The following is a 23,071-nucleotide window of genomic DNA, read 5'->3' on the forward strand; positions in this document are numbered from 1 at the left end:
CACCATCATGCAGGACCGCTGATGCTGCTCCTGATCATCCCTCTGATCTGGCGCGCTGCCACCGACAACGTCGCCAGGTCCGGTTCACCCGAGGCAAAGATCTCCGCGAGTGTGCTGCGCGCGCGCTCCAGACGCGAGGCATTGGTGAACTCCCACTCGGCGATCTTCTGCTCGCCCGTCTCATCGGGTTCGCCCACCGAAAGCACATCCATGGTGAGCGCTCGCAGCGAGGAGTAGATGTCATCGCGGATCGCCAGCCGAGCCAGGGAATGCCAGCGGTCATTGCGTTCCAGCTGGGAGACGGCGGTCAGTAGATCGTCCACCCTCAGGTCGTCCATCAGGGTGAAGTACAGATCCGCGACCTCCGCGCCATCGCGGTCGGCGATATCGGCGATGTCGATGACGTCCAACAGACTGAATCCGTACAAGCAGCCGGCAACATCGCCGGCGAGATCGGCCGGAACGCCCAGCGCCACCAAGTCTTCGGTCTGCTTGGTGACGATCTCCAGGTCGTGACCGCGCAGCCAAGTGGTGAGCTTCGGGGTCAGCTCGGCGATTCCTTCTGCGAAGCGGTTGATCTCGGCACCGACCGCCAGAGGCTGCGGCCGGTAGCTGATCAGCCACCGTGATGCGCGGTCCAGCAGGCGGCGCATGTCCAGGGTCAGCCGATCCGAAACCGACACCGGTACATCGGCATGCCGGATTCGGTCCCACAGTGAGCGCAGCCCGAAGATGGCCTCCACGGCCACATAGGTCTTGAGTCCGTCGACTGAACCCGTCCCGGCGTCTTCGAAAAGCCGGTACACATACGTGATTCCGCCGCAGTCGACCACCGCGTTCACCAGCATGGTCGCGTAGATCTCTTTACGTAGCGGATGCTTGCGGATCTCCGCATCGAAGCGCTCACGCAGCTCGTCCGGGAAGTAATGCACCATCCGCCGCTGCGTGACCTCTTGCTCGGGGGCGTCACTGGCCAGCAGGTCCGCCTTGAGCGCCAGCTTCACGTGCGCCATCAGTGTCGACAACTCCGGGGACGTCAAACCGATCCCGAGTGCGGCGCGACGCTCGATCTCCTTCTCGGAGGGCAATGCCTCCAGCGCACGATCCAGACCGCGATCGGCCACCAGATGGGCGATCTGTCGCGCGTGAACGCTCAGCAGCGAGGCCGCGTTGGCCCGGCTCGTACCCATGAGGTTGTTCTGGGACTCGTTGTCGGCCAATACAAGTGCTGCGACGTCGTCGGTCATGGACTCCAGGAGCGCGGTGCGCTCGGAAGCCTCGACCTTGCCGGCGCTGACCAGCGAGTCGACCAGAATCTTGATGTTGACCTCGTGGTCGGAGCAGTCCACCCCGGCGGAGTTGTCCAGTGCGTCGGTGTTGACCCGACCACCGTTGAGCTCGTACTCGATGCGGCCGCGCGAGGTCAGACCCAGGTTGCCGCCCTCGCCGATCACCTTGGCGCGCATCTGGTTTCCGTTGACACGGACCGGGTCGTTGGCCTTGTCCCCCACTTCGGCGTGCGATTCGCTCTCGGCTTTGACGTAGGTGCCGATACCGCCGTTGAAGAACAGGTCGACGGGGGCGAGCAAGATGGCCCGGATGAGCTGCGGCGGTGTCATCTCGGTGACATCGCCGTCGATGCCGAGGGCCTCACGCACCTCCGGGCTGATCGGCACCGACTTCTGTTCCTTGCTGTACACGCCGCCCCCGGCGCTGATGAGCGCCGGGTTGTAGTCGGCCCAGCTGGAGCGCTCCAACGCGAACATCCGCTTGCGTTCTGCCCACGACGACGCCGGGTCGGGGTTGGGGTCCAGGAAGATGTCCCGGTGGTCGAAGGCGGCCACCAGCTTGATGTGCTGCGAGAGCAGCATGCCGTTGCCGAACACGTCGCCGCTCATATCGCCAACCCCGGCGACCGTGAAATCTTCTGTCTGGGTGTCGATCCCCATTTCCAGGAAGTGACGCTTGACGCTCTCCCAGGCACCGCGGGCGGTGATTCCCATGGCCTTGTGGTCGTACCCGACGGACCCGCCGGAGGCGAACGCGTCACCCAGCCAGAATCCGTACGACTTGGCGACATCGTTGGCGATATCGGAGAACGTCGCGGTGCCCTTGTCCGCCGCTACCACCAGATAGGTGTCATCGCCGTCGCGGCGGCGCACCCCCTGCGGCGGGATGACGGCGTTGGTGGCGCTGTCCAAGTTGTCGGTGAGGTCAAGCAGGCCACCGATGAATCGCCGGTAGCATTCGACGCCCTCGGCGCGGAACGCATCCCGGTCGACGGCGGCATCGCCGGTGGTGGCCGGCGGCTGCTTGACGACGAATCCGCCCTTGGCCCCGACGGGGACGATGACGGCGTTCTTCACGGCCTGCGCCTTGACCAACCCCAGGATCTCGGTCCGGAAGTCCTCGCGGCGATCCGACCAGCGCAGCCCGCCGCGGGCGACGGGGCCGAAGCGCAGGTGCACACCCTCAACGCGTGGCGAGTACACGAAGATCTCGAACCGCGGCCTGGGCTCGGGCAGCTCCTCGATCTCACGGGGATTGAGCTTGAAGGCGAGCACCCCCTTGGCCCGGGCCGAGTTCTCTTCCGTCACAAAGTAGTTGGTGCGCAGGGTGGCCTGGATCAGCGCGAAGAAGGCGCGCAGCACTCGGTCGGTATCGAGGCTGACGACCTTGTCGATCTCGGCCAGAACCCGCTCCGCCTTGGTGTCGGCCAGCGTGTTGTCGGTAATGGCCGGATCGAAACGCGCCTCGAAGAGTTCCACGAAGTCGCGCGCGGTGGCGGAATTGTCGGCGAGCACGGTCTCGATGTGTGCCTGGCTGTAGGGGAAGCCGGCCTGCCGCAGGTATTTGGCATATCCGCGCAAAATGGTGATCTGACCGGCGGTGAGCCCGGCCCGCAGCACCAGTTCGTTGAATCGGTCCGTCTCGACGCGGCCATTCCACACATCGTCGATCGCGTCGGTGAAGAGCTGCGCGCGGTGCTGCACACCCTCGGCATCAAAGGTGCGTGCGATCGCCGGGTGCACCACGATGCGGAATGCGTACAGCGATACGGCAAGCCCATCGGGGCGGGTGAAGTGATAGGGGCGTTCCTCCATCACATCCACGCCCATGCTGTGCAGAACCGGCAGCACCTGACTCAGCGACGCCGAGCGTCCGCCCAGGTACATGCTGAGCACACCGGTGGCCGGCTCTTCGGCCGCATCGTAGGCAAGATCCAGCGAATTATCCTGGAGCCCTTCGATCCTCGCGATGTCATCAATGGCATCCACAGGTGTGACGTTTGTCTTGAAGACCTCGGGAAGGATGACCGAGTAGCGCTCGGCGCAGGCGCGATCGATCGGCGAGTCCGGCCGCACCGCGCTCACCAGACGGTCACTCCAGGTGCGGCTGGTCTGAGTGAGCAGTCCCTGCAAACGAATCCGGTTCGCCTCGGAGGTATCGACACTTGTGGACAGGTTGTCCTCGGGCATACGAATCGTGAAATGGACCAATGCCCAGGGTGATTCGCTGACACGCGCGGTGTAATCGATACCCGTGCCGCCGAGCTCACGCACCAGGGTGTCCTGCATGGCCAGTCGAACGGTCGTGGTGTACCGGTCGCGGGGCAGGTACACCAGGGCGGTCACGAAGTTGCCGAGCTCGTCGGATCTCAGAAACAGCAGCGAACCCGGGTGCGCACCAATGTTCCTCACGGCGGTGACGATGTTCTGCAGCTGGTCCACGCCCACCGCGAACAGCTCCGCGCGGGGCAGGTTCTGCATGATGTCGATGAGCATGTGCCCGGCCAGCGTGTCCTGGTTGGCGTCCGAGCGCGCCAGAACCTGGTGTACCCGATCGGAGATCACCGGGATGTCCAGTACGTCGGCATTCATGGCGGCCACGGTGAACACGCCCACGAGGCGGTGCTCGATGGCGGGACCGCTGCCGTCGTCCTGCCGGATCACCACGATATTCGGATAAATCGCGTAACGCAGATAGGTCGGCACGGTGGCCTGAGCCAGGACCAGCAGCTCGTCGTTATGGGTGAGCTGCGGAAGCACCTCTTCGCGCCGCTTGAGCAGGCCGAGCCGACTCGATTCGTCGACGGTGGCCCGCCCGTCCGCGACGGTGCACCTCTGATATCCGAGCACCGTGAAGTTGCCTTCGACGAGCCAGCGCAGCAGGTTCGCCACCTCGGTGAGTTCGGCGGACGAGAACCGTGCCGTGCCCGCCGAGGCGTCTAGGTCGGCAGCCAGCTCGATGACCGCGTCACGCATGGCATCGGTGTCCGCAGCGACATGGCTGCCGTCTTCGAGGGTGTGCGGCAGCTGCGTCTCGATGAAGGCCAGCCGCTCGGCGTCGATGGAGGGCGGCAGCTGCAGATGGATCCAGCACTCGGCACCGATGGCGGTATCGCTGTGCGGGTTGTCGACCGGTACCGCGGAGAGCAGGGTGCCGTCGGCGGAACGTTCGACCGTAAAGACCGGGTCCATCAGGTCCACTATCGCGACGCCCAAACGGCGCAGCAGCACGGTGACGGAGTCGGTAAGCAACGGCGTGTAGTCGGTGACCAACTGCAAGGCGGTTCCGAGCCCCGCATCGTCTCCGTTGCGATAAACGGCCATCGAAATCGCGTGCGGCGGGCGTTGCGCTGCCAGCCGCAGCAGCGACCGCATGAGTGCCTCACGCACGGGCGGCGCCGGCGGTGTCGCGTGGCCGTCAGCATCGAGCGCTTCGTCCCATTCCTGGTCGCCCAGGAATCGGGAGTGACTGAATGCAGCCTCCAGCGCCTCAATGGTCGGCACGCCAGATCCATTGGTAGATGGCGTGTTTTCGGGAGTTGTGGTCCCTGTCTTAACAGTCACGCAGAACGCTCCTGGCCGAGTTTGCATGCCGGGTTTCGGCACGCAATCTCACCCTAGTCGCGAGTCAGGCGGCGGTGGGTAACTCTGTGAGGTCTGGCTGCATCGATACCCAAACGTTCAACTTTGTTGTCTTCGTACGCCTGGAAGTTGCCTTCAAACCAGAACCATGCGGCGGGGTTATCGTCGGATCCCTCCCACGCCAGGATGTGCGTGCAGGTGCGGTCCAGGAACCAGCGGTCGTGCGAGATGACCACCGCGCAGCCGGGGAACTGCTCGAGCGCGTTCTCCAGTGAACTCAGGGTTTCGACATCGAGGTCGTTGGTGGGCTCGTCGAGCAGGATCAGGTTGCCGCCCTGTTTGAGGGTAAGCGCCAGGTTGAGACGGTTGCGCTCACCACCGGACAGGACGCCCGCTGGCTTCTGCTGATCCGGCCCCTTGAATCCGAACGCAGAAACATAAGCCCGCGAAGGCATTTCATTCTGACCGACCACAATGTGGTCGAGCCCGTCGGAAACGACCTCCCAGACGTTCTTCTTGGGGTCGATGCCGGCGCGGCTTTGGTCGACGTAGCTCAGTTTGACGGTCTCGCCCACCTTGACCTCGCCACCATCGGGGTTTTCCAACCCGACGATGGTCTTGAACAGGGTGGTCTTACCGACGCCGTTGGGGCCGATGACGCCGACGATGCCGTTACGGGGCAGCGTGAACGACAGATCCTTGATGAGGGCGCGTTCCTCGAAGCCCTTGTCGAGATGGCTGACCTCGACCACCACATTGCCCAACCGCGGGCCCGTGGGGATCTGGATCTCCTCGAAGTCCAGCTTCCGCGTCTTCTCCGCCTCGGCAGCCATCTCCTCGTACCGCCCGAGCCGTGCCTTGTTCTTGGCCTGCCGGGCCTTGGCTCCCGAACGCACCCACGCGAGCTCTTCCTGCAAGCGCTTGTGCAGCTTGGCATCCTTTCGCCCCTGCACGGCGATGCGATCGGCCTTCTTCTCCAGGTACGTGGAGTAGTTGCCCTCGTAGGGGTACGCGCGGCCGCGGTCCAGTTCGAGGATCCACTCGGCAACATTGTCCAGGAAGTACCGGTCGTGGGTCACGGCCAGGATGGCGCCCGGGTAGTTGGCCAAGTGCTGCTCCAGCCACAGCACGCTCTCGGCGTCCAAGTGGTTGGTGGGCTCGTCGAGGAGCAGCAGGTCCGGCTTGGACAGCAGCAGCTTGCACAAGGCGACGCGTCGACGCTCACCACCGGACAGATGCGTCACCGGCTCGTCCGGGGGCGGACAACGCAGCGCGTCCATGGCCTGCTCAAGCTGCGAGTCGATATCCCAGGCATCGGCGGCGTCCAGCTCTTCCTGGAGCTTGCCCATCTCTTCCATGAGCTCGTCGGAGTAGTCGGTGGCCATCAACTCGGCGACCTCGTTGTACCGATTGAGCTTGCCCTTGAGCGCCACGCCGGCCTCGACGTTCTCGCGCACCGTCTTGGTCTCGTCTAGCTGCGGCTCCTGCATCAGGATGCCGACGCTGGCCCCATTGGCCAGGAAGGCCTCGCCGTTGTTCGGCTTGTCGAGCCCGGCCATGATCTTCAGGACGCTGGATTTACCGGCACCGTTCGGACCGACCACACCAATCTTGGCGCCGGGCAGGAAGTTCAGGGTGACATCGTCGAGGATGACCTTGTCGCCATGCGCCTTGCGGACTTTCATCATCGTGTAGATGTACTCAGCCATTGCCGCGCTGTCGCCTCTCCTCTAAGTTCTTTAGCCGCAGCTCACGACCATTCTTGTGAGCCGCCCGAACCATCCTAGGTGAGAGGCGACCGCGCGGTCGCCGGTGTCAGCTCGGGATCACGCACTCAAGCGCAGGTTTCCCGACTCCTCGCTGCTCTCGTCCGTTTCCGGCAGGTCCGTCGTGGACTGTTCGGGCCCCGGATCGGGTTGCTCCGCTGCTTCGGCATCCTCCTGCTTGCCGGTGTACCCGGCCTTCTCTATCCGGGCGATGGTCCGCGACAGATCTGGCCCAACGGCGATCGCCTTCATCTCCGTGACCTGACGGCGGTTGCCGTCCTTGTCCTCGAACTCGCTGGTATGCAGATGACCGTGCACGATCACCGGCGCTCCCTTCCCCAGCGCAGCACCCACCCCGGTGACTAGACGTCCCCAGCAGGTGACATTGATGAAGAGGGAGTTCGAATTCACCCAACTGCCGTCCTCACGCCGCCGGCGCGCATTACTGGCGACGCGAAACTTGATCATTTCGTCGGAGCCGACCTGGCGCCGCTTGAGGTCTCCGACGATGGAGCCGATCACAGTCACTGGCGTTTCAAACATGGTTCGTGCCTTTCCTATCGCTATATCTGTTCTCAGCACCGCCAATCCGGTGCCCTTGGCAGCTCCAGTAACCCGGCACGCACCGACACCGCGACGACATGCGGGCGCGTTCGGGCGGTCGCTGTGGATGAGTTCCGGATTGGGGACAACTGGCCGATGCGTCCGGCCACCCGTACCTTGCTTGACATGACGGTTTGGATCATGCGCCGCCCCGAGAACGACATCGCTGCCGAATTGGAGGCCTCATCAGGGCCGTTGGCCGGTGTTCGGCTCGCGGTCAAGGACAACGTGGATGTCGGTGGCGTGCCCACCACCGCCGCCTGCCCGGAGTACGCATACGTTCCCGAGCGCGACGCACCGGTGGTCGCGGCCTTGCGTGCCGCGGGTGCCGTGGTGGTCGGCAAGACGAACCTCGACCAATTCGCGACCGGGCTGGTGGGCACGCGCTCCCCGTACGGCGCGGTGCCGGACTCGCGGCGTCCCGAATACATCAGTGGCGGCTCCAGTTCGGGATCCGCGGTGGCCGTCGCCACCGGCGAGGTCGAGATCGCGATCGGCACCGACACCGCCGGATCCGGACGGGTGCCCGCGGGGCTGCAGGGCATCGTGGGCATCAAGCCGACCGTCGGCGTTATTTCCACCGAGGGCGTGGTCCCCGCCTGCGAATCCTATGATTGTGTAACCATTTTCGCGCCGAGCCTGGCTACCGCGAATGCGGCGATGTCCGCCATGGGCTCAGCCACCGGGCCGCGGCTCTGGCCGGCTAATACCCGATTGGCCGCTCCCCCACAGCCCACTGTCGCCGTACCGCGTGAACTGCCAGCTCTGGACGATGTGTGGCGCAACGCATTTCACGCGGCCATAGAGCATCTTCGCGCAACGGGAGTGACGATCGTCGAGATCGATCTGGCGCCGTTCCTGGCCGCCGCGAAACTGCTGTACGAGGGCGCGTTGGTCAGTGAACGCTATGCCGCCGTCGGCGAGTTCATCGACGCCAACCCCGAAGCAACGCTTGATCCCACTGTCGCGCAGATCGTTTCGGGTGCACGCGATATCCCGGCGCATCGCCTGGTGCGCGACCGCGCCGAGGTGCAGCGTCTGCGCGAGGAGGCCATGGCTGCCCTCGCGGGTGCGGACGCACTGTTAGTGCCCACCGCGCCGTTGCACCCAACGATTGAACAGGTGCAGGCCGACCCGATTGGCGTCAACGCGACGATGGGGACCTACACCAACTTCTGCAACCTGTTCGATCTGTGCGCGGTGGCGGTACCCGCGGGAACCGCCGGTGAGGCCCAGTTCGGAGTGACCGTGCTGGCGCGCGCCTTCGATGACGCGGTGGCCTTCGACATCGCCGCACTGGTCACCGGAGATGCTGTCGAACAAGATGTTTGGCCGGCAGCGATCACCTTGTCTCATGAGCTCGCGGTGTTCGGCGCGCATCTCAAGGGCGGCCCGCTGGAGTTTCAGCTCACCGATCTGGGCGCGCGCTGGGTCGGCCCGGTGCGCACCGCGCCGAAGTATCGGATGGCGGCGCTGCGCACCACACCTCCCAAACCCGGGCTCACTCGTTCGGAAAAGGATGGGGTGAGCATCGGCGGCGAAATCTGGCGCCTGTCCCCCGCCGCACTGGGTACCTTCCTCGCGCAGCTGCCCGAGCCGATGCTGCTGGGCAAGGTCGAATGCGATGACGGTGTGTGGCGCACCGGGTTTGGCTGTGACGGCGCCGCCGCGCAGGCCGGTATCGATATCAGCGAGCACGGCAGCTGGCCGGCGGCCATCGCCGCTGGCGCCTTCTAGCTGCGCGTCTTCTCGTCGTGCTGGGCCATTTTGGCGAGCATGGCGTTGTAGGCGGCCAGGTCGGCGTCATCGTCACGGTCGGCGGCGCGGTCCTGGCGGCGGGCCAGCCGCTCGTCCGAACGTGACCACTGGATAACCAGCGCGATCATCACCACCAGCAGCGGCAGCTCTCCGGTCGCCCAGGTGATCGCGCCGCCCATGTGTTGATCAGCGGCCAGATCAATCCGCCACGGTAGCGCCAGGTTGCTGTAAAACTTCTCGCCGAGAACCGATTTCGTGCCCATCAAGATGACACCGAAGAAGGCGTGCAGGGGCAGCGAGACCAGCACGATGCCCAGCTTGGCCACCGGAGGCAGCCGCCGCGGCGACGGGTCAATGCCGATGACCACCCAATAGAACAGGTATCCGCTGAGCAGGAAGTGCACATTCATCGCCAGGTGCGCGGCGTGCACGTCAACGGCGGCGTCGTAGAGCCCACTGAGATACAGGCCGTAGAACCCGCCGATGAACAACGAGGTCGCCACCAACGGATGCGTCAGGAAGCGAGAGAACTTGCTGTGCAACGCGATCTGCACCCATTCACGCAGCCCCGGCGGATCGCCCTTGCCCGCGGCAGGCAGCACCCGCAGCAACAGTGTGATGGGGCCACCGAGGACCAACAGCACCGGTATCAGCATCGAGAGCATCATGTGCGCGGCCATGTGCATGCTGAACATCGCGGGCATATACCTGCCGACACCGGACGATGTCGCGATGAGCAGGAAGGCACAGCCGGCCAGCCAGGCGATGGTGCGCCCCACCGGCCATTCGTCGCCGCGCTTCTTCAGCCGACGCACACCGACCAGGTAAGCGACCGCGAAAACGATGGCGGCCGTTCCGAAGATGAGATCGAAGCGCCAATCGAACAGCAGTCGCTGCGGGGTGGGCGGACCGTCCAACGTGTAGCCGATGGCGACCTCGACCGGTGAGGGGTTGAGGTTGACCGGCGGCGGTGGCGGGGTGCGACCCAACCCGACGGCGATGCCGAAGGTGACCGCGAATATGACGGCTTCAACGCCTGCCAGTCGAATCAGTGGTCGAAGGTTCTGAGGTTCTTCGTCCAATGCGGTTATGGCCGAACGCCGCTGCAGATATCCCAGTACGCCGAGGATCAGCAGCGCAGTGGCCTTGCCCACCAGCAGCCAGCCGTATCGGGTGGTAAACAGGTCCGAAAGCTGCACCCGGATAAGCGCGTTGATGATGCCGCTGAGCCCGATCGCGACGTAGCACCACAGCGCCAGCATGGAGAATCGGCGTGCGGCCACATCGAGATAGCCGCCGCCGCGCAGCGCGTGGATCAACAGCGCGACCAGCCCACCTGCCCACAGCGCCGCGGACACCAGATGGATGATGAGGCTGTTGGTGCCCAGGTCATGTGCGCCGCCGGTGGCCGAATGCCCGACCAGGGCCAGCGGCATCAGTGTTGCGATGGATCCGAGCACCAGCAGCGGTGTCCACGACCAGCGCAGCACCACCCGGCTGGCGATCGCGACGCCGGCGGCGATGAAGGCCATCCAGCGCCATGCGTTCACGGTCTCAATGTCGCCGGCGAGCGTCCACAGCTCCCCTGGCCCGAAATCACCGATCGGCTGACCGGCCACATCGGAGATCGACAACGGCACCATGGCCGCCGAGAGCACCGCGAGCGCGGTCGATGCCGCGGTGCCGACACGCAGTGAGCGGTAACCATCCACGTCGAGCACTCCGCTGGACTGCGGTGGGACGAAGAAGGCCGTGAGCAGGAAGGCGCCGACGGCGACGACGGCGACGATTTCGGCGGCGGCACGCACGAACGGCAGACCATATGAGGTGACGGGGCCGGGATTGGGCAGACCCGTCGCGATCAGGGCCTCCGCCAGTGACAGTGCGCCGATGGTGGCCGCGACCAGGCCCGCCAGTACCGCAAGACCGACGACGATCGTCCAGATCGGCGAGTCGGTCTTCCTGGCGTTGGGGATCGTCGTCACCAGTCAAGGGTATGGCGAGATGCGATCCGCACCGCCACCGGTTCGATAGACTCCCATCCGGCTAGCGCCACATGCCTCCGTAGCTCAGTCGGATAGAGCAAGGGCCTTCTAATCCCTAGGTCGCAGGTTCGATTCCTGCCGGGGGCGCAGCTCAGAGGATATTTTGGCCCCATCCGACGGATGCGATCCATCGGTTATTCATCGCTTATGCCAAGCTCTCGATCTAGCATTTCAGCAACCTCTTTGTGCACACGCCCACGAACCATGTAGCGGTCTTGCGTCATCGACACCTTAGAGTGTCCTAACTGGTCAGCCCCCACGCGGGCCGACATCCCGTCTTCATCGATCAACGTACCGATGGACTTTCGGAATGAGTGGCTGGTGACGTCAGCTACGCCGAGGTCACCACGCACCTTGCGCCACTGTGCACCGAAGTTATCCGGGTCTCGAAGCGTTCCCGTCGACGACGCGAAGATCACGTCCTGCTCCCCCAGGAACGGAACCTGTCGGCGCCGGGATAGGGCCTCAACAGCGAATTTAGGCAACGACACAGTTCGTCGGCTCAGCTTCGTCTTCGCACTGTCGAACCGAACCAACCCCTTGCCCGCAACCCTCACCACCTTGCCAGTGACCGTGAGGGTTCTTTGCTTTTCATTGAAATCTGCCCAGCGCAGGCCCAAGAGCTCGGACCGCCGCAGGCCCGTGGCGATGAAGACGGCGATGGGGTCAGATAGGTCTCGCGATCGGCAGTACTCAGACTCACGAATGCTAGACAGCAGTGCTTTCAGTTGCTCACGGGTAAGCCCAGTGGCCCCCTTGGTCGATTCCCCCGCGCTGATCGGTGACACATCGCGGACCGGATTGGCACCCAGCACTGTCGCCATCACCGCAAGCTGCAGGCCGCCCTTCATGATCGTCCTTGACTGCCGAGCCATGGTTGGGCCGTGCGCTGTCTTCATCGACCTGATCGCTGCATCGCATCGAGCAGGCGTGGCCTCCCCCACCCGGACACCGCCCAGGAACTTGGCCAACTTGGATGATGCATAGCGATACGTGTCGACGGTCCGCGATGCGCGTCCGTCTTCTTCGAGGCGATCAATATGAGCATTCACAAGATCAATCACCTTCGAATCGAGTGTGATCTCATCCGCGGACCCCGGCGGCCTACGCGTGGCCAGAGCCTCAATGAGTGCATCCTCAGCGCCCTTGCCACGCTGATCGCCCTCAGGGCCGCGCCTCTCCACAATTCTAGTAACCCCATCGGAGTCCCGGAATCGGCAGCGTGCCAACCACACTCCCCCACCCAATGCCGTTCGCGTGATCTTTCCGTGCTGCCCAATCCGCAGCGGAGGCCTACCCGCCATCGCTGTCTATCCCAGCCGTCTCTCGGAGATCGTCTAAGTGGCCCCGCAGGAATTCGATCTGCTCAAACAGTGCCCCCGCAACCGGGTCATCGGCTCCGTATTGAGTAAACCTGTCTGCGTAGTGAGCCGACGACTGCGCTAATTGCCTCTCAAGGGAGGGGATTTCGCCCGCCGCCCGAAATGCCTGAACATTCTCTTTCAGTTCATTCTTATCGCCGCCGACGACTACCCGATGGACTGCCTCCGCAGTGGGTTCGCTCCCCGAGAACCATTCAACAGCATCATGTTTCGGCAACCCGGCGGATAGCCGTTCCGGTCGCCCGGCCGGCACACTCGGCAGTATCCGCACCGGTTCGCCGTATGGGGGCGGATACAACAAGGCGATCGGATAGGTGTTCAGTGCCGCAGCCAAGACGATCAACTCAGCGATCGTCACGTACTTCCGGCGACCGTTCTCCAAGTCCGTAATCACAGACCGGGTGACGGTATGGCCAAGCTCTGCCGTGCGGTCGGACAACCACTGCGCCGACCTCTTTCCCCTGAGCCGTCGAACCTCGGCCGCGATCTGTGCCGCCTGGTCTTCCGCCCAACTCGGTTGCGTCATGACACGCAGCGTACCGGGATATTGCGGGACTGTACGCGACTGGCGTAGCGTGAGTGAACATACGCGGAACTAGAGGGAACTGCGTATGAACCCACAAATACCGACTCGGGAAGGTCGACCTCCAGATGACGGATGCAGAGAAGGCAGTGGTGGAAATACCACCCGAAGACACATGGCTCACACGAGCCGAGTTGAGCGTCAGGAACAAAATCAGCCCCAAGACGCTCGCGCAATGGTCATCGCAAGGCCGCGGACCAAAGTTCTACAAGTTCGGCGGGCACGTCCGCTACCGACTGTCCGACGTAATCGCTTGGGAAAACGCGCAAGCGACCGGCGGGAGCGCTGCCTAATGCGGGACTACCCGCACGAGGCATTTCCCGACATCGGCCTGGTCGACGACGACCGGACCGAAGACCTATTGAAAACGGACCCCGTTGTCCCCAGCGTTCGCGCGCTGAGCGAGGTCCGTTCCGAATCCCGATTGCAGAATCAAGGAGTTCTCTAATGAACGGTACAACCACAACTAGTCAACGGCAAGATTCCAATCTCACCGACGTGCCACTCCCCGAAGGCGCCGATCCCGGAGAGATGGACGATTGGCAGGTCAATCCAGACGGGAGCCGGTACCGGTTCGTCTGGTCACCTCAGTTCGGGCCAGACCGCCTCGAAGTTCGTAGCGTCGTATGCCAATACAGCGACGGCACTGTAGCCCCAGATGGTAGTGAATACGCCCCGGAGATTTGGATTGGTGGCGAGATCTACGACATTGCAAGTGCGTACCAAGCTGCCAACGCCATCATTCAAGCCGTAACGCAGGCCGTCCAATGGGCCGGGGGTGCGGCGCGATGAATAGATGCGGATGCCGGTTCGATTGGTGCGACCAACAGCCTGGCGACAATGAACACCACGGGATGGACTACAGCGGGGCCACAGCCGGTCTCGGCAATGAGGCTCAATCCGATGACGTCAAGATGTTGACAGTCGGTGCGGGGCTTGCTTTCCACGAAGGGCTAGACGCCCAGCCACGAATCATGGTCCATATCAACGGTGGTCGGTCCAACATCGACGCCGAGGCGGATCTGACCATCGCTGAGGCCGTCTATCTACGGATGGCGCTGGACAAGTACATCAACGCAGCAGCGCAGGTTGTTGCCGCTGGCGTCGCCGTGGACCTCGGTGCAATAGAGCGCCGTCGAGCAGATTCCCTGCAGAGATCCGGCGGGTAGCGATGGCAGACCACGAAGAAGAAACCGGGCGACACGACCGGCCCACCGGCTACGACGTTCTCGGTGCTGACGGTGAGTGCCCGGAATGCGGTGCGGGCGTGGGCGAGGTGTGCCGGTTCTCCAATGGCGTGAAGAAGAAGGTGCCACACGGGTCACGGTGGAGGAGGCGAGCTGGATGACAGATGCGCGACTGCCTGACCGATGGCTGCACGACCGGCGTCTGAACCGGTTGTCTGATGGGCATTTCAGGTCATATGTGCTGTCCCTTATCTACGCGGTGTCCAACCGCACAGACGGGATAGTCGAACCGGAAGACCTGGCGACCATTCCGAAGTTCGCAGCCAATGCCTGCCAGGCATTCGTGGATAACGAACTCTGGCAGCCACGCGAAAAGGGCTGGCTGATCATCGACTTCGAGTCCACCCAAAGCTCCCGTGAATCACTGGAGGCGGCAGAGCAGGCACGCATCCAGTCACGGGCCAAGGACCGAGTACGCAAGGCCAAGGCCCGTGCCGAGGCCAAGTCTCAACCGGACAGTCCGCAGGATGTCCGCTCGGATGTCCACGTGGAAGTCCAGTCGGAATCCAGACCGGAAACACAGGCTAGGCGAGGCCAGGCTAGGCGAGGCAAGGACAAGGGTGACCACCAGAACGTCTTGCCCCTCGCTGCCGGTGATGAGTGGCGCGGTCCTGGCTCTAACCCATACGACGAATACAAGTAGTCCCCCAACAACTTTCAGAGGAGTAGATCAATGAGTGAAGTAGCGGTGGTAGATGAGCATGAGGTCGAGGTGCTGGAGTCCATCACCCTGGACGAGGCCGAGAGGCTGGCAGTGGAGATACGCCAACTCGCTGCGGTCGCGAGGGACGGATTCGAGAAGCTGGCACTAGCGGTCGGCCGGGCCAAGACCACCAACATCCACCAGGTGCTTGGGTACCGCAGTTGGCCCGAGTTCATCGAGGCTCAGTTCGGCGGGAAGATCGAGGTGCACGGGTCGGCCCGCCAAGAGGTCATGGCGTTCCTGGCGGGTGAAGGGATGAGCGTGCGGTCCATCGCGGCGATCACCGACTCATCGAAATCGACGGTGTCCCGAATCCTAAATGAGGTGTCCCAAAATGGGACAGGTGAATCCGAAGGGGCGCAAGCCGTCACTGAGGAGAAGATCACATACGGGCGGGATGACAAGGAATACCGAAAGCCCAAGCCCCGTAAGAAGCCTGAACCGCAGCTGACGGAAGAAACGCCCACCGAGGAGACCGAGACTCCGAGGCGGAAGACTCAGATCCCGACCGCCGTAAGAGCTATCACCACGACACTGAACGTGACAGTCGGCGAGCTCGTTGAACTGACCTACGACCTACGGTGGCCGAAGGCTGCGCTGCGCCTCACTCATGACGACGCCAAGGCACTCATCGACGTGGCCATGAATCTCACATTGGTTAGTGCCGCAATCACGTCCCTGCTTGACGACGAGGCGCGTTCTACAGAACCCATCCCGAGTATCGAGGCCGAGGAGATCATCAGCGCTGCGAATGCAGAACCCGAAGTCCTGCAACAGGAACCTGATAGCGAGGTTACGAAGCCTGTCCGGCCCACCAATTGCGAGCGCTGCAACGTCGACCTGCCGGTGTCGGCCACCAACCCGCTGTGTGATGACTGTGACGGCGCACCTCTGGTGCTGGCGTCGAACACACAGGAACCGCCTGCGGTTGTTGTTCACAACGAGGCAATCTCGAAGCGGAGCCATGAGCGTCGGCGGTTCGGAGCACGTAGGGCGTCGGCATGAGCGACTTCGACCTAGGTCCCATCACGCCGTCGGAACGTCAACGGCTGCAAGAGGACATGAACCTGTACCTGCAGATCGATCGCCTACCTGAGACGCGCGCGGAAATGGAACAGCTGCTGCTTCTCAAGGAGCTGGACATCGACGTCGATGAGGCCTGCACGCACTGGCTCGATGAAGGAGAACACGAGTGAGCATCCAAGTACCCAGCGCACCTAAACCACGGCGTGACGCGAGCCTGTGGCCCACACACCGAGGCAAGGCACGTCGCGCGCGCCGTAATGCCAAGAGCAAGGAACATAGGCAGTGAACCCATCACCCACCCCGGGGCACCCCCCGTCGCGAAGCACACCCAGCCAGGGCGACCCCGCTTGCACAGTCGTTTATCTCTCCGAAGTTTTTTTTCCACACCAAACCCGCCAGAATCCCCAGACCCGTACACACAGCGAGGCTGACTGGTGGTCGGGGTCATGCGGATCCACTGGTGACGATGCCCCGACCGCCCCCGGTGGTGCTCGGTGACCGGGCCGGTGAGTGCTGCGGCGCAGTTGATTCGAGCCGCCAAGTCTGGTGCCGGGACCGATGAGGGCACCGCTTGCCTGGATGGGCTGGACCGTGACGAGCTGGTGTCGCTGCTGCGCTTGGTCTATCCGCTGCTGGCTGAGTTGTACGACGTTATGGCGGCGTCGCAACGTGCCCGCCAGGCTCGCAATGACCTGGCGTTCGGGGAACTGGTACAGCGTCTCACCGAGGATGACGCGCAGTGATCGCCACCGATCGGCAGCTGGCCGCTGCGCGCGGCATCGTGACCGCTGCACGCAATTTAGGTGACGGTGAGGCCTATGTCGAAGCCTGTTACATCCACACCAAGGGCTTGAGCCGCGATGATCTAGTCGCCGTTATCGAGCTGCTTGGCGGGATGCTGTCCATCCAGTTCGAGGGCAAGGCATGACCCGGCGTGTTGTGTCGCCGCGATTGTCGTTATGGCGCGCTAGAATTGGCGTAGCTCGGTATCACCGAACACGCCGAACGCGGCAAGGGTCGCCACCTCGGACAACGGGTCACCATGCGACGCAAGCGATTACGCACGTCCAAACTAGGTGATCAATTGACTATCAACATCATTCGCAGCTCCGATCTGGGGCTACAGCCTGACGGCACAGTCCGTGGGCTACTACTGCCGTATGGGCAGACATCCGGTGAGCGTTTCGAGCCGGGAGCTTTCGCCCGGTCGATCCGTGAACGCGGCGACAAGATCGCCGTGTACGACCAAAACCACAAGCGCATCGGGCAGGTGACCGAATTGTGGGAGCAGTCTGACGGGCTGTACGCCGCATTGCAGGTACAGGGCACCCGTACAGGACCACTGTCCGTGGCGTTCCGGCCAATCAAGGAACGCACCGAGGGCGATGTCCTGGTGCGCACCGAGGCGGCGCTGATGGAGATCAGCGTCGGTGTTCAGCGCAACCGGAAACCCCTGCCGTTCTCCGTTGCGGCAGCGCGTCTCCGACTGCTCGACCTGTGACCGCCATCCTGACTCGCTCGGTGCCATGCACCCTGCGGGCCGTCGATACCGGCAGCGGTGAATCGGACGGGCTGACCTTCGAGGGATACGGGGCGGTGTTCAACGCACCCACCCGGATCGACTCGTGGGAAGGCCGTTTCGATGAGCAGATCTCACGCGGTGCGTTCGTCACGTCACTGCGCGAGCAGACGCCTAAGTTCCAGTTCGACCACGGACACCACCCGATGATCGGCTCCCTACCCATCGGCGCCGTCACGGACATCTACGAGGACGAGCGCGGGTTGTTCGTCCGGGCACGCATGGCCGCATCCCAGTTCTGGGAGCCGCTGCACACCGATGGATCTTTCCAGGGTGTCCAGGGCCTCCATGGGGTCACATCGCGGGTTGCGCGGTTTAGTCCGTTTTAGTAGCGAGATGCCGTAACCGAGATCATCGACATGTTTGCTTCCGGATAGCTCGACTTCTGATGGCATTAGGTACATAGAGTAGCCACGGATTGTTTCGATATGCTGAGCTCGGGATTTGGAATCAACGAGGTCATCATCCTGAGTTACTATCGCCACCTTCCTGAATCGGCGGTGGGCGATCCGCGCAAGCCCCATCGGCCCAAGGTCGATCAGCCGGGCGTATTGCATGTCCCAAGCTGCGGACCACGCCTTATTGGCTAGTTTGTCAGGCGATTCTCCGCCGCCTAGATGAAATATTCCGCGCGCGTCAGTCTTCGCATTTCCCTCACCCAGTAGAGCTTGCGCAGCTAGTGCCGATTCGTACGAGAGTAGGTAGCCGAATTCGTGCATCATCCATTCGACGTACTGATCAAAAGCCCACCGGCCGCCTCGTTTAGAGGCCCCTTGGAATAGGCTGGATAACCGGAGCATCGGCGCGTAGCTCATTATTAGCCCTTGGAGTGGGTGATGGTCCTTCCAGGGGAACGGGACGCCTTTTGCCCATTTCTTGTCGCGCTTCCAGGGTGGCTGCTTATTGGAAAATTCAGCCTTCACACGTTCAGGTTCCCAGTCGAGGACACGCTCGGTAGCCCATTGGAGTGATCGTTTCTGCATTTCGTCGAATTCGCCGGTCCGCTTCCAAGCGTTTTCTTCTACACCCCACCCGCTGGTGATATGAGTGCTCGACCTAAACCGCGAATACGGGAACGACAGCAGAAGCTGTTCAATATCTTCAGCATGATCTCGACTTTTACCGAAGTAGAATCTCGAAATATGCAGGCAGACGTTTTGGTCTAACACAATAAGATCTGGCACTGATTTAGGATCGTTGTCTGAATCCGAACATGTAGTAGCTGCCTATGCGAGATACGGCTGTTTCTCTCTCATTGCTGGCGAGGCTGTTGACCATGTCACTAACTGTAGGCAGCTAGGCGACTGCGTCAACCTAATTTCGCCCAGATCGAAGGAAACATTGGAACACTTCGTGACCGCTGAACGCCCGCACAACGGGAGGCCGCAGGACCGCTCAGCAACCGAGCTAGCCGCAGCGTCAATGCTGAGCTCCCGGCAAACTAATGACGGAGTCTGACGAGCCGGGGATGCTCTATGTCAGCAATAGCTGATCTCGGTTGCGCCCAGACAACCAGATGTGCGCCGAACGCGTTGCGCTTACAGACTTTTAGACCTGTAGCTTCTTCTTGGCTGACTCGGAACGGGGGCCACACGTAATGAACCAGGCGCGACCTCGCCGTATAGGGCGGCCGCGCGCGGGCTGGTCGGCACCGAATAGTCCTCGTTTGGCGGCACCTGGGATACGACGTTGATGATCGGGTGACCGATCTCGGGCCAGGCGAATGCGATCATCTTGTAACTGCTCGCCGGAAATCCCACCCGCGTGAAGGTAATACCGCATGGGCGGTGTATCCGCCGCACCGGCGGCGTCTCGAAACTGATGAGGAACTCGAATCCAGCGATCTGGACATAGCCACCGAGAATCTCACTGCCCATACTGGCTGGCCGAAGTCGGATGGCCTTTGGTATCGCGGGTTCATCGACATCGTGGTCGAGTAGGACATACAACCCCCATGCGGGCGGCCATTCTGCTCCACGCCAAAGTATTTCGGCCAACTGCTGACGCGTGACACCGAGGCGGAAGCGGTAGGCGGGCTGACCGTCCACTTCGATCGCCCCGGCCTCAATGGCTCCCCAGAGAACTTTGAGCATCCATAGTTCGATGTAGGGGCCGCTGACCATAGTGAATCCACGCGGAAAGCTGCCGCGGTCATCATTGCCCAGATACCTGAAGATGTCTAGGTGGTCCTCCAACGAGTGCCGGAAGAACTCGGCCGCCATCTTGTCTAAGGGTGATAACGCATTGTTATGGCGGCGACACAGCATCTTTCGAGACAGTGACGCACGACCAATCGTCTTACGCCGTTCGGATCTTTCCTGCCATGCCGCACCCTCAACGACCACGACCTTCCCGTCTGCCGAGATTGCACCGAGCACGTCATCAGTGATGAAGTGCTCCCGCGTCAGTTGCTCGTCACAGTCCTCACTCACGCGCGCGTAGCAGCCCGGGTTCGAATACCCGGTGCGTGGGCCCGTGAGCAATGGTGGGGGTGCCTGGGCAATCCAAGATCCGTCGTTGGCCCGATGACAGTTGGTGGCACGTCGATACGATCCGCAGGGACAATGGTCCTCAGGCGGCGGTCCGTACCACTGACTGACGCGCACATCAGCATCTCGGATGACTCGTTCATCGAGCCGTCTAACGGCACGCTCTAGTCCTTCGCTCACGTTCTGACGATATCGTCGGATACCGCTATAAGTGCGCACCGCATCACTTTATTGGTTGACAATCACGGCTGAGACCTACGTCAGGCATGATGGACCACTCGGTAATTCAATGCCCAGGCCCCGCAAATTGTTTTCAAGGCGCAACTGCAAATGAGCATTCGGCTACCTCCAATAGACCCATAATCCAATCTGGACGCCGGGCAAACACCCGATATGACAGATCTCAGCCCAACCCTCCACAGTGATCACCCTCCAAACACTCCCGGAGGTGGTTCAATTTTCCGAGAACCCAGGAGGGTTAGTTTCAGGAACCAGTTTCAACACTGGTCGTACTTCTTAAGGCCGATACGATCTGTTCACGCGCAGCGACTCCGTCCTGAACGGTTCGCCAGATTGGGTTCTCCGGCAGGAGATATCCAAGTACATTGGCAATCCGCCGCCGATCCGTGTTGGTGAGTCGATCCTGCAGTTCAGCTAGTGGATACCGCCGGGCACAGAGCGATGCTAGATACGCGAAATCTCGAAGATGTCGCTCCGCCGCGTCCTTGCCACACTCTGCTTGATAACCAGCGGCCTTACCGACCAGCGCGGCATGAACATCCGGTCGGATCACATAGCCCTGCCTGTCGCCTACTCTGATCCGTCGGCGCATGGATCGTTCAAGTGCCTGCACGCTACCGGCTGCTGAAATGGTACGAGCACCGGTCACAGTCGTGAAGTTCTCAGCGTTCAGACCTTCTGGGATTAGAACATCAACAGTCGCGCCCACCGTCTCTAGGTGCCGGTATCGGTGCCCAATCCCATCGGGACTCACGCCGTCCTCGGAGAATCCGTTCTCGACTAACTTCCGAGTCACATCATGTAACGCCGTCTGATAAGCGCGTACATCTAAGACAACATCAGCATCGGTTGTCACCCGCGGCGATTCCTCATCGTGCTCCCATGCGAGCAAATGCACCATCTGCCCGCCGACAAGTGTCCATCCGCGACATCGGAACTCGGCCAGATCCATAATCGCGTTCCACGCGACAACTTCGGCAGGCAACTGCACCGGTAATAATACCTCCAGGCCGGGGTGATCCGGGACTTCCTGAGGCTGGAGATCGAGCATCACACGTAACGCAACAATATGGGCGATATTCGGCCGATCGATATCCTGACTTGCCTTTAGAATATCCGCCGAGCGAGCCGGAAATCGAGCTATAAGATCGTCTACGAACTCTACAAGTATTTCATCAGATGCGTTCCGCCGCTTGGATATTGATGACTGCGCAGCCGCGATGGTCTGGAATAGCCCCACGTTACCCTCTTCCTTGAGGGTAGGTGATCGGATCTCCGTCAAAACCAGTTTGATTAGCGGACGATGATGTGCGCTCACTAAAATTCACACATTCACTAAGCCTGCAACAATATCCTTCGCCTCGCCCACAGCACGGGGATCGCCGTCGTCAAGGAGATCCATTGCCGACACCACAGAAGCAACAATACGCGGATTGTCGCGACGGCGAGGCACACTGCCTGGGTCTGCAACTGCCCACAAGAAGACATTCGGGACCTGACCTTCAGAGGGCACCCGTAGTCCGTACTCGCTTACCACTGCATCAATCTCAGCAGCAGAGACGTAAGCACGCAGATGGTTCGACGGCGAGAGGTTTTGTGATCCGTGCCCCCCGCTAAGCACTAGACGATCATCGGCAGCAAGCTCATCGATTACAGGACGAAACGCCCACGCCCGATGAAGATGTCCGCGGGCGGAGACCCAAGACCACAGTCGTAAATGCGGAGAAGACTGATTTTCCAATATCTCCACACGATTGCGTAGCCGCAAGGGCACATGGACATCTTCCCCCGCGAGGCTAGCCAGCACCGACCACGCCGAACCCTCCGCCATTGGGCGACCACCGTCCTTATGCCGGAAGCCCAGGACCACATCGGCGGCCACCAGCCAGCGACCAGCAACCTGGTGCGCTGGAAGCCGGCCAGAAGCAATGAGGGCACGCACGCGGCGGCCGCTCACGCCAAGGTGCGCGGCAACCTCCGAACCACTCATGTACTCACTCATGTACACAACTATACCGATTCCGGAATAGTTGTGCACCTACCTCCGACCTGCTAAATATCCCTTACGGCATGTCGAACCGGAAATTCCGAGTCGTCACGCTAGGCTCGGTCTACGACTGTTACAGGTCGACGAGCCTAGCGTGACGAGGCTTACCGCTTGCGGGAATGGGCTGGTTGACGAGGGTATTTGCACTCAGTCACGGTGACGCCCCAACGGACTCCACCCAGAAACGCATACCTAGATCTGCAAAAGGCCGTGTCAACACCTGGAGCTCAGCGGCTTCCAGTAGATCCACAACCAGACCAGGTCGCCAGGTGAACACGCAATACCAGTCAGCACGACGAATCTCCGCCACGATCTCACCCTCAAATCCGTCAGTAGCAACCTCTTCGTCAGCTCGTTCGGTGGAGGCTCCGCGACTGTCCAACAAGACGTTCCACACGACCTCGCGAGCAGAGCTCGGATCACGCCGGCGGCGCGACCATGCGATCTGACGGCGTCCGCTAGAGACTCGTTCCCATTCGTGCCAGATCTTCCACCGCCCGGAAGCAGTGATGTTCACGACTTCTACGTACACGGTGCTCAACTGGGGCCGCGGGGTTTGGATGGAAATCAGCCCCGGCCAACTGTTTGTCGTCCCCCAAGGAGTTGAAGCACTGCCCGATCGCCCGCGGCGAAGTACACGCGGTCCTCATCGAGCCAACCGGGGTAGTGAATACCGGGGATGCCGGTGGTCTGCTCACTGCGACGTATGACGACTCTTTGGTTACGTAGAAC

The 23,071-nt window shown here is 62.0% G+C and carries 21 protein-coding genes, 1 tRNA gene and 1 pseudogene; 14 read left to right on the forward strand and 9 right to left on the reverse strand.

Annotated elements, in window-relative coordinates:
* Positions 1–5: 5 nt before the first annotated feature.
* The 3 genes from B4400_RS07825 to B4400_RS07835 form a co-directional block, all read right to left on the reverse strand.
* On the reverse strand, positions 6–4,679 hold the full coding sequence (locus B4400_RS07825) for an NAD-glutamate dehydrogenase (RefSeq protein ID WP_078309415.1): 4,674 nt from the start codon (positions 4,677–4,679) through the stop codon (positions 6–8).
* A gap of 227 nt (positions 4,680–4,906) precedes the next feature.
* A complete protein-coding gene (gene ettA, locus B4400_RS07830; RefSeq protein ID WP_078294218.1) occupies positions 4,907–6,580 on the reverse strand; it encodes an energy-dependent translational throttle protein EttA in 1,674 nt (557 codons plus the stop codon).
* A 117-nt stretch (positions 6,581–6,697) separates the two neighbouring features.
* Positions 6,698–7,180, reverse strand: a complete 483-nt coding sequence (locus B4400_RS07835; RefSeq protein ID WP_078309188.1) for a single-stranded DNA-binding protein — start codon at positions 7,178–7,180, stop codon at positions 6,698–6,700.
* 186 nt (positions 7,181–7,366) lie between these two features.
* On the opposite strand from B4400_RS07835, the gene atzF reads away from it, so the two are divergent.
* The gene (gene atzF, locus B4400_RS07840) at positions 7,367–8,977 is read left to right on the forward strand and encodes an allophanate hydrolase (RefSeq protein ID WP_078309417.1); all 1,611 of its coding nucleotides are present in this window, start codon (positions 7,367–7,369) and stop codon (positions 8,975–8,977) included.
* Here the strand turns inward: atzF and B4400_RS07845 are convergent.
* Positions 8,974–10,983, reverse strand: coding sequence for a bifunctional copper resistance protein CopD/cytochrome c oxidase assembly protein (locus B4400_RS07845; protein WP_078309189.1), 2,010 nt, complete (start codon positions 10,981–10,983; stop codon positions 8,974–8,976). The genes atzF and B4400_RS07845 overlap by 4 nt on opposite strands.
* Before the next feature lie 73 nt (positions 10,984–11,056).
* On the opposite strand from B4400_RS07845, the gene B4400_RS07850 reads away from it, so the two are divergent.
* A tRNA-Arg gene (locus tag B4400_RS07850) sits at positions 11,057–11,130 on the forward strand.
* Positions 11,131–11,177: 47 nt separating this feature from the next.
* On the opposite strand, the gene B4400_RS07855 is transcribed toward B4400_RS07850, so the two are convergent.
* Complete coding sequence (locus tag B4400_RS07855; RefSeq protein ID WP_286151124.1) at positions 11,178–12,107, reverse strand: tyrosine-type recombinase/integrase; 930 nt, start codon at positions 12,105–12,107, stop codon at positions 11,178–11,180.
* 229 nt (positions 12,108–12,336) lie between these two features.
* Complete coding sequence (locus B4400_RS07860) at positions 12,337–12,951, reverse strand: helix-turn-helix domain-containing protein (protein WP_078309191.1); 615 nt, start codon at positions 12,949–12,951, stop codon at positions 12,337–12,339.
* A gap of 125 nt (positions 12,952–13,076) precedes the next feature.
* Between B4400_RS07860 and B4400_RS25035 the strand changes: the two genes are divergently transcribed.
* From B4400_RS25035 to B4400_RS07910, 11 genes are all read left to right on the forward strand, one after another.
* Positions 13,077–13,301, forward strand: coding sequence for a helix-turn-helix transcriptional regulator (locus B4400_RS25035; RefSeq protein ID WP_078309192.1), 225 nt, complete (start codon positions 13,077–13,079; stop codon positions 13,299–13,301).
* 154 nt (positions 13,302–13,455) lie between these two features.
* A complete protein-coding gene (locus tag B4400_RS24735; RefSeq protein ID WP_078309193.1) occupies positions 13,456–13,800 on the forward strand; it encodes a hypothetical protein in 345 nt (114 codons plus the stop codon).
* 62 nt (positions 13,801–13,862) lie between these two features.
* Positions 13,863–14,177, forward strand: a complete 315-nt coding sequence (locus tag B4400_RS07875; RefSeq protein WP_078309194.1) for a hypothetical protein — start codon at positions 13,863–13,865, stop codon at positions 14,175–14,177.
* Between the two features lie 2 nt (positions 14,178–14,179).
* Positions 14,180–14,356 carry a zinc finger domain-containing protein gene (locus B4400_RS25140; protein ID WP_139361307.1) on the forward strand — a complete coding sequence of 59 codons (177 nt, stop codon included), beginning with the start codon at positions 14,180–14,182 and terminating at the stop codon, positions 14,354–14,356.
* Complete coding sequence (locus tag B4400_RS07880; protein WP_078309195.1) at positions 14,353–14,898, forward strand: hypothetical protein; 546 nt, start codon at positions 14,353–14,355, stop codon at positions 14,896–14,898. Before B4400_RS25140 ends, B4400_RS07880 begins: the two co-directional genes overlap by 4 nt.
* A 30-nt stretch (positions 14,899–14,928) precedes the next feature.
* The gene (locus B4400_RS07885; protein WP_078309196.1) at positions 14,929–15,963 is read left to right on the forward strand and encodes a helix-turn-helix domain containing protein; all 1,035 of its coding nucleotides are present in this window, start codon (positions 14,929–14,931) and stop codon (positions 15,961–15,963) included.
* Positions 15,960–16,154, forward strand: coding sequence for a hypothetical protein (locus B4400_RS07890; RefSeq protein WP_078309197.1), 195 nt, complete (start codon positions 15,960–15,962; stop codon positions 16,152–16,154). Before B4400_RS07885 ends, B4400_RS07890 begins: the two co-directional genes overlap by 4 nt.
* A 324-nt stretch (positions 16,155–16,478) precedes the next feature.
* A complete protein-coding gene (locus tag B4400_RS07895) occupies positions 16,479–16,727 on the forward strand; it encodes a hypothetical protein (RefSeq protein WP_078309198.1) in 249 nt (82 codons plus the stop codon).
* On the forward strand, positions 16,724–16,912 hold the full coding sequence (locus tag B4400_RS07900; RefSeq protein WP_078309199.1) for a hypothetical protein: 189 nt from the start codon (positions 16,724–16,726) through the stop codon (positions 16,910–16,912). Before B4400_RS07895 ends, B4400_RS07900 begins: the two co-directional genes overlap by 4 nt.
* 156 nt (positions 16,913–17,068) lie before the next feature.
* The gene (locus tag B4400_RS07905) at positions 17,069–17,485 is read left to right on the forward strand and encodes an HK97 family phage prohead protease (RefSeq protein WP_078356006.1); all 417 of its coding nucleotides are present in this window, start codon (positions 17,069–17,071) and stop codon (positions 17,483–17,485) included.
* A complete protein-coding gene (locus tag B4400_RS07910) occupies positions 17,482–17,892 on the forward strand; it encodes an HK97 family phage prohead protease (RefSeq protein WP_078356007.1) in 411 nt (136 codons plus the stop codon). Before B4400_RS07905 ends, B4400_RS07910 begins: the two co-directional genes overlap by 4 nt.
* Positions 17,893–19,101: 1,209 nt before the next feature.
* Here the strand turns inward: B4400_RS07910 and B4400_RS07915 are convergent.
* From B4400_RS07915 to B4400_RS24330, 3 genes are all read right to left on the reverse strand, one after another.
* Positions 19,102–19,785 carry a hypothetical protein gene (locus tag B4400_RS07915; RefSeq protein ID WP_170914945.1) on the reverse strand — a complete coding sequence of 228 codons (684 nt, stop codon included), beginning with the start codon at positions 19,783–19,785 and terminating at the stop codon, positions 19,102–19,104.
* Between the two features lie 751 nt (positions 19,786–20,536).
* On the reverse strand, positions 20,537–21,532 hold the full coding sequence (locus tag B4400_RS07920; RefSeq protein WP_078356008.1) for a hypothetical protein: 996 nt from the start codon (positions 21,530–21,532) through the stop codon (positions 20,537–20,539).
* A gap of 84 nt (positions 21,533–21,616) precedes the next feature.
* A complete protein-coding gene (locus tag B4400_RS24330) occupies positions 21,617–22,294 on the reverse strand; it encodes a helix-turn-helix domain-containing protein (protein ID WP_139361309.1) in 678 nt (225 codons plus the stop codon).
* A gap of 611 nt (positions 22,295–22,905) precedes the next feature.
* On the opposite strand from B4400_RS24330, the pseudogene B4400_RS24855 reads away from it, so the two are divergent.
* Positions 22,906–23,068 (forward strand): annotated as a pseudogene (locus B4400_RS24855) (cupin domain-containing protein); the annotation flags it as partial.
* Positions 23,069–23,071 lie beyond the last annotated feature (3 nt).

This window comes from Mycobacterium sp. D16Q13 (assembly GCF_002013375.1).
In the GTDB taxonomy this organism is placed as follows: domain Bacteria; phylum Actinomycetota; class Actinomycetes; order Mycobacteriales; family Mycobacteriaceae; genus Mycobacterium.

Coding starts and splice junctions, on each gene's coding strand:
- ettA (WP_078294218.1), bottom strand. CDS start 6,580: ATGGCTGAGTACATCTACACGATGATGAAAGTCCGCAAGGCGCATGGC.
- B4400_RS07880 (WP_078309195.1), top strand. CDS start 14,353: ATGACAGATGCGCGACTGCCTGACCGATGGCTGCACGACCGGCGTCTG.
- B4400_RS07860 (WP_078309191.1), bottom strand. CDS start 12,951: ATGACGCAACCGAGTTGGGCGGAAGACCAGGCGGCACAGATCGCGGCC.
- B4400_RS07915 (WP_170914945.1), bottom strand. CDS start 19,785: ATGGCGGCCGAGTTCTTCCGGCACTCGTTGGAGGACCACCTAGACATC.
- B4400_RS07890 (WP_078309197.1), top strand. CDS start 15,960: ATGAGCGACTTCGACCTAGGTCCCATCACGCCGTCGGAACGTCAACGG.
- B4400_RS25035 (WP_078309192.1), top strand. CDS start 13,077: ATGACGGATGCAGAGAAGGCAGTGGTGGAAATACCACCCGAAGACACA.
- atzF (WP_078309417.1), top strand. CDS start 7,367: ATGACGGTTTGGATCATGCGCCGCCCCGAGAACGACATCGCTGCCGAA.
- B4400_RS07835 (WP_078309188.1), bottom strand. CDS start 7,180: ATGTTTGAAACGCCAGTGACTGTGATCGGCTCCATCGTCGGAGACCTC.
- B4400_RS24735 (WP_078309193.1), top strand. CDS start 13,456: ATGAACGGTACAACCACAACTAGTCAACGGCAAGATTCCAATCTCACC.
- B4400_RS07875 (WP_078309194.1), top strand. CDS start 13,863: ATGGACTACAGCGGGGCCACAGCCGGTCTCGGCAATGAGGCTCAATCC.
- B4400_RS24330 (WP_139361309.1), bottom strand. CDS start 22,294: ATGAGTGAGTACATGAGTGGTTCGGAGGTTGCCGCGCACCTTGGCGTG.
- B4400_RS25140 (WP_139361307.1), top strand. CDS start 14,180: ATGGCAGACCACGAAGAAGAAACCGGGCGACACGACCGGCCCACCGGC.
- B4400_RS07885 (WP_078309196.1), top strand. CDS start 14,929: ATGAGTGAAGTAGCGGTGGTAGATGAGCATGAGGTCGAGGTGCTGGAG.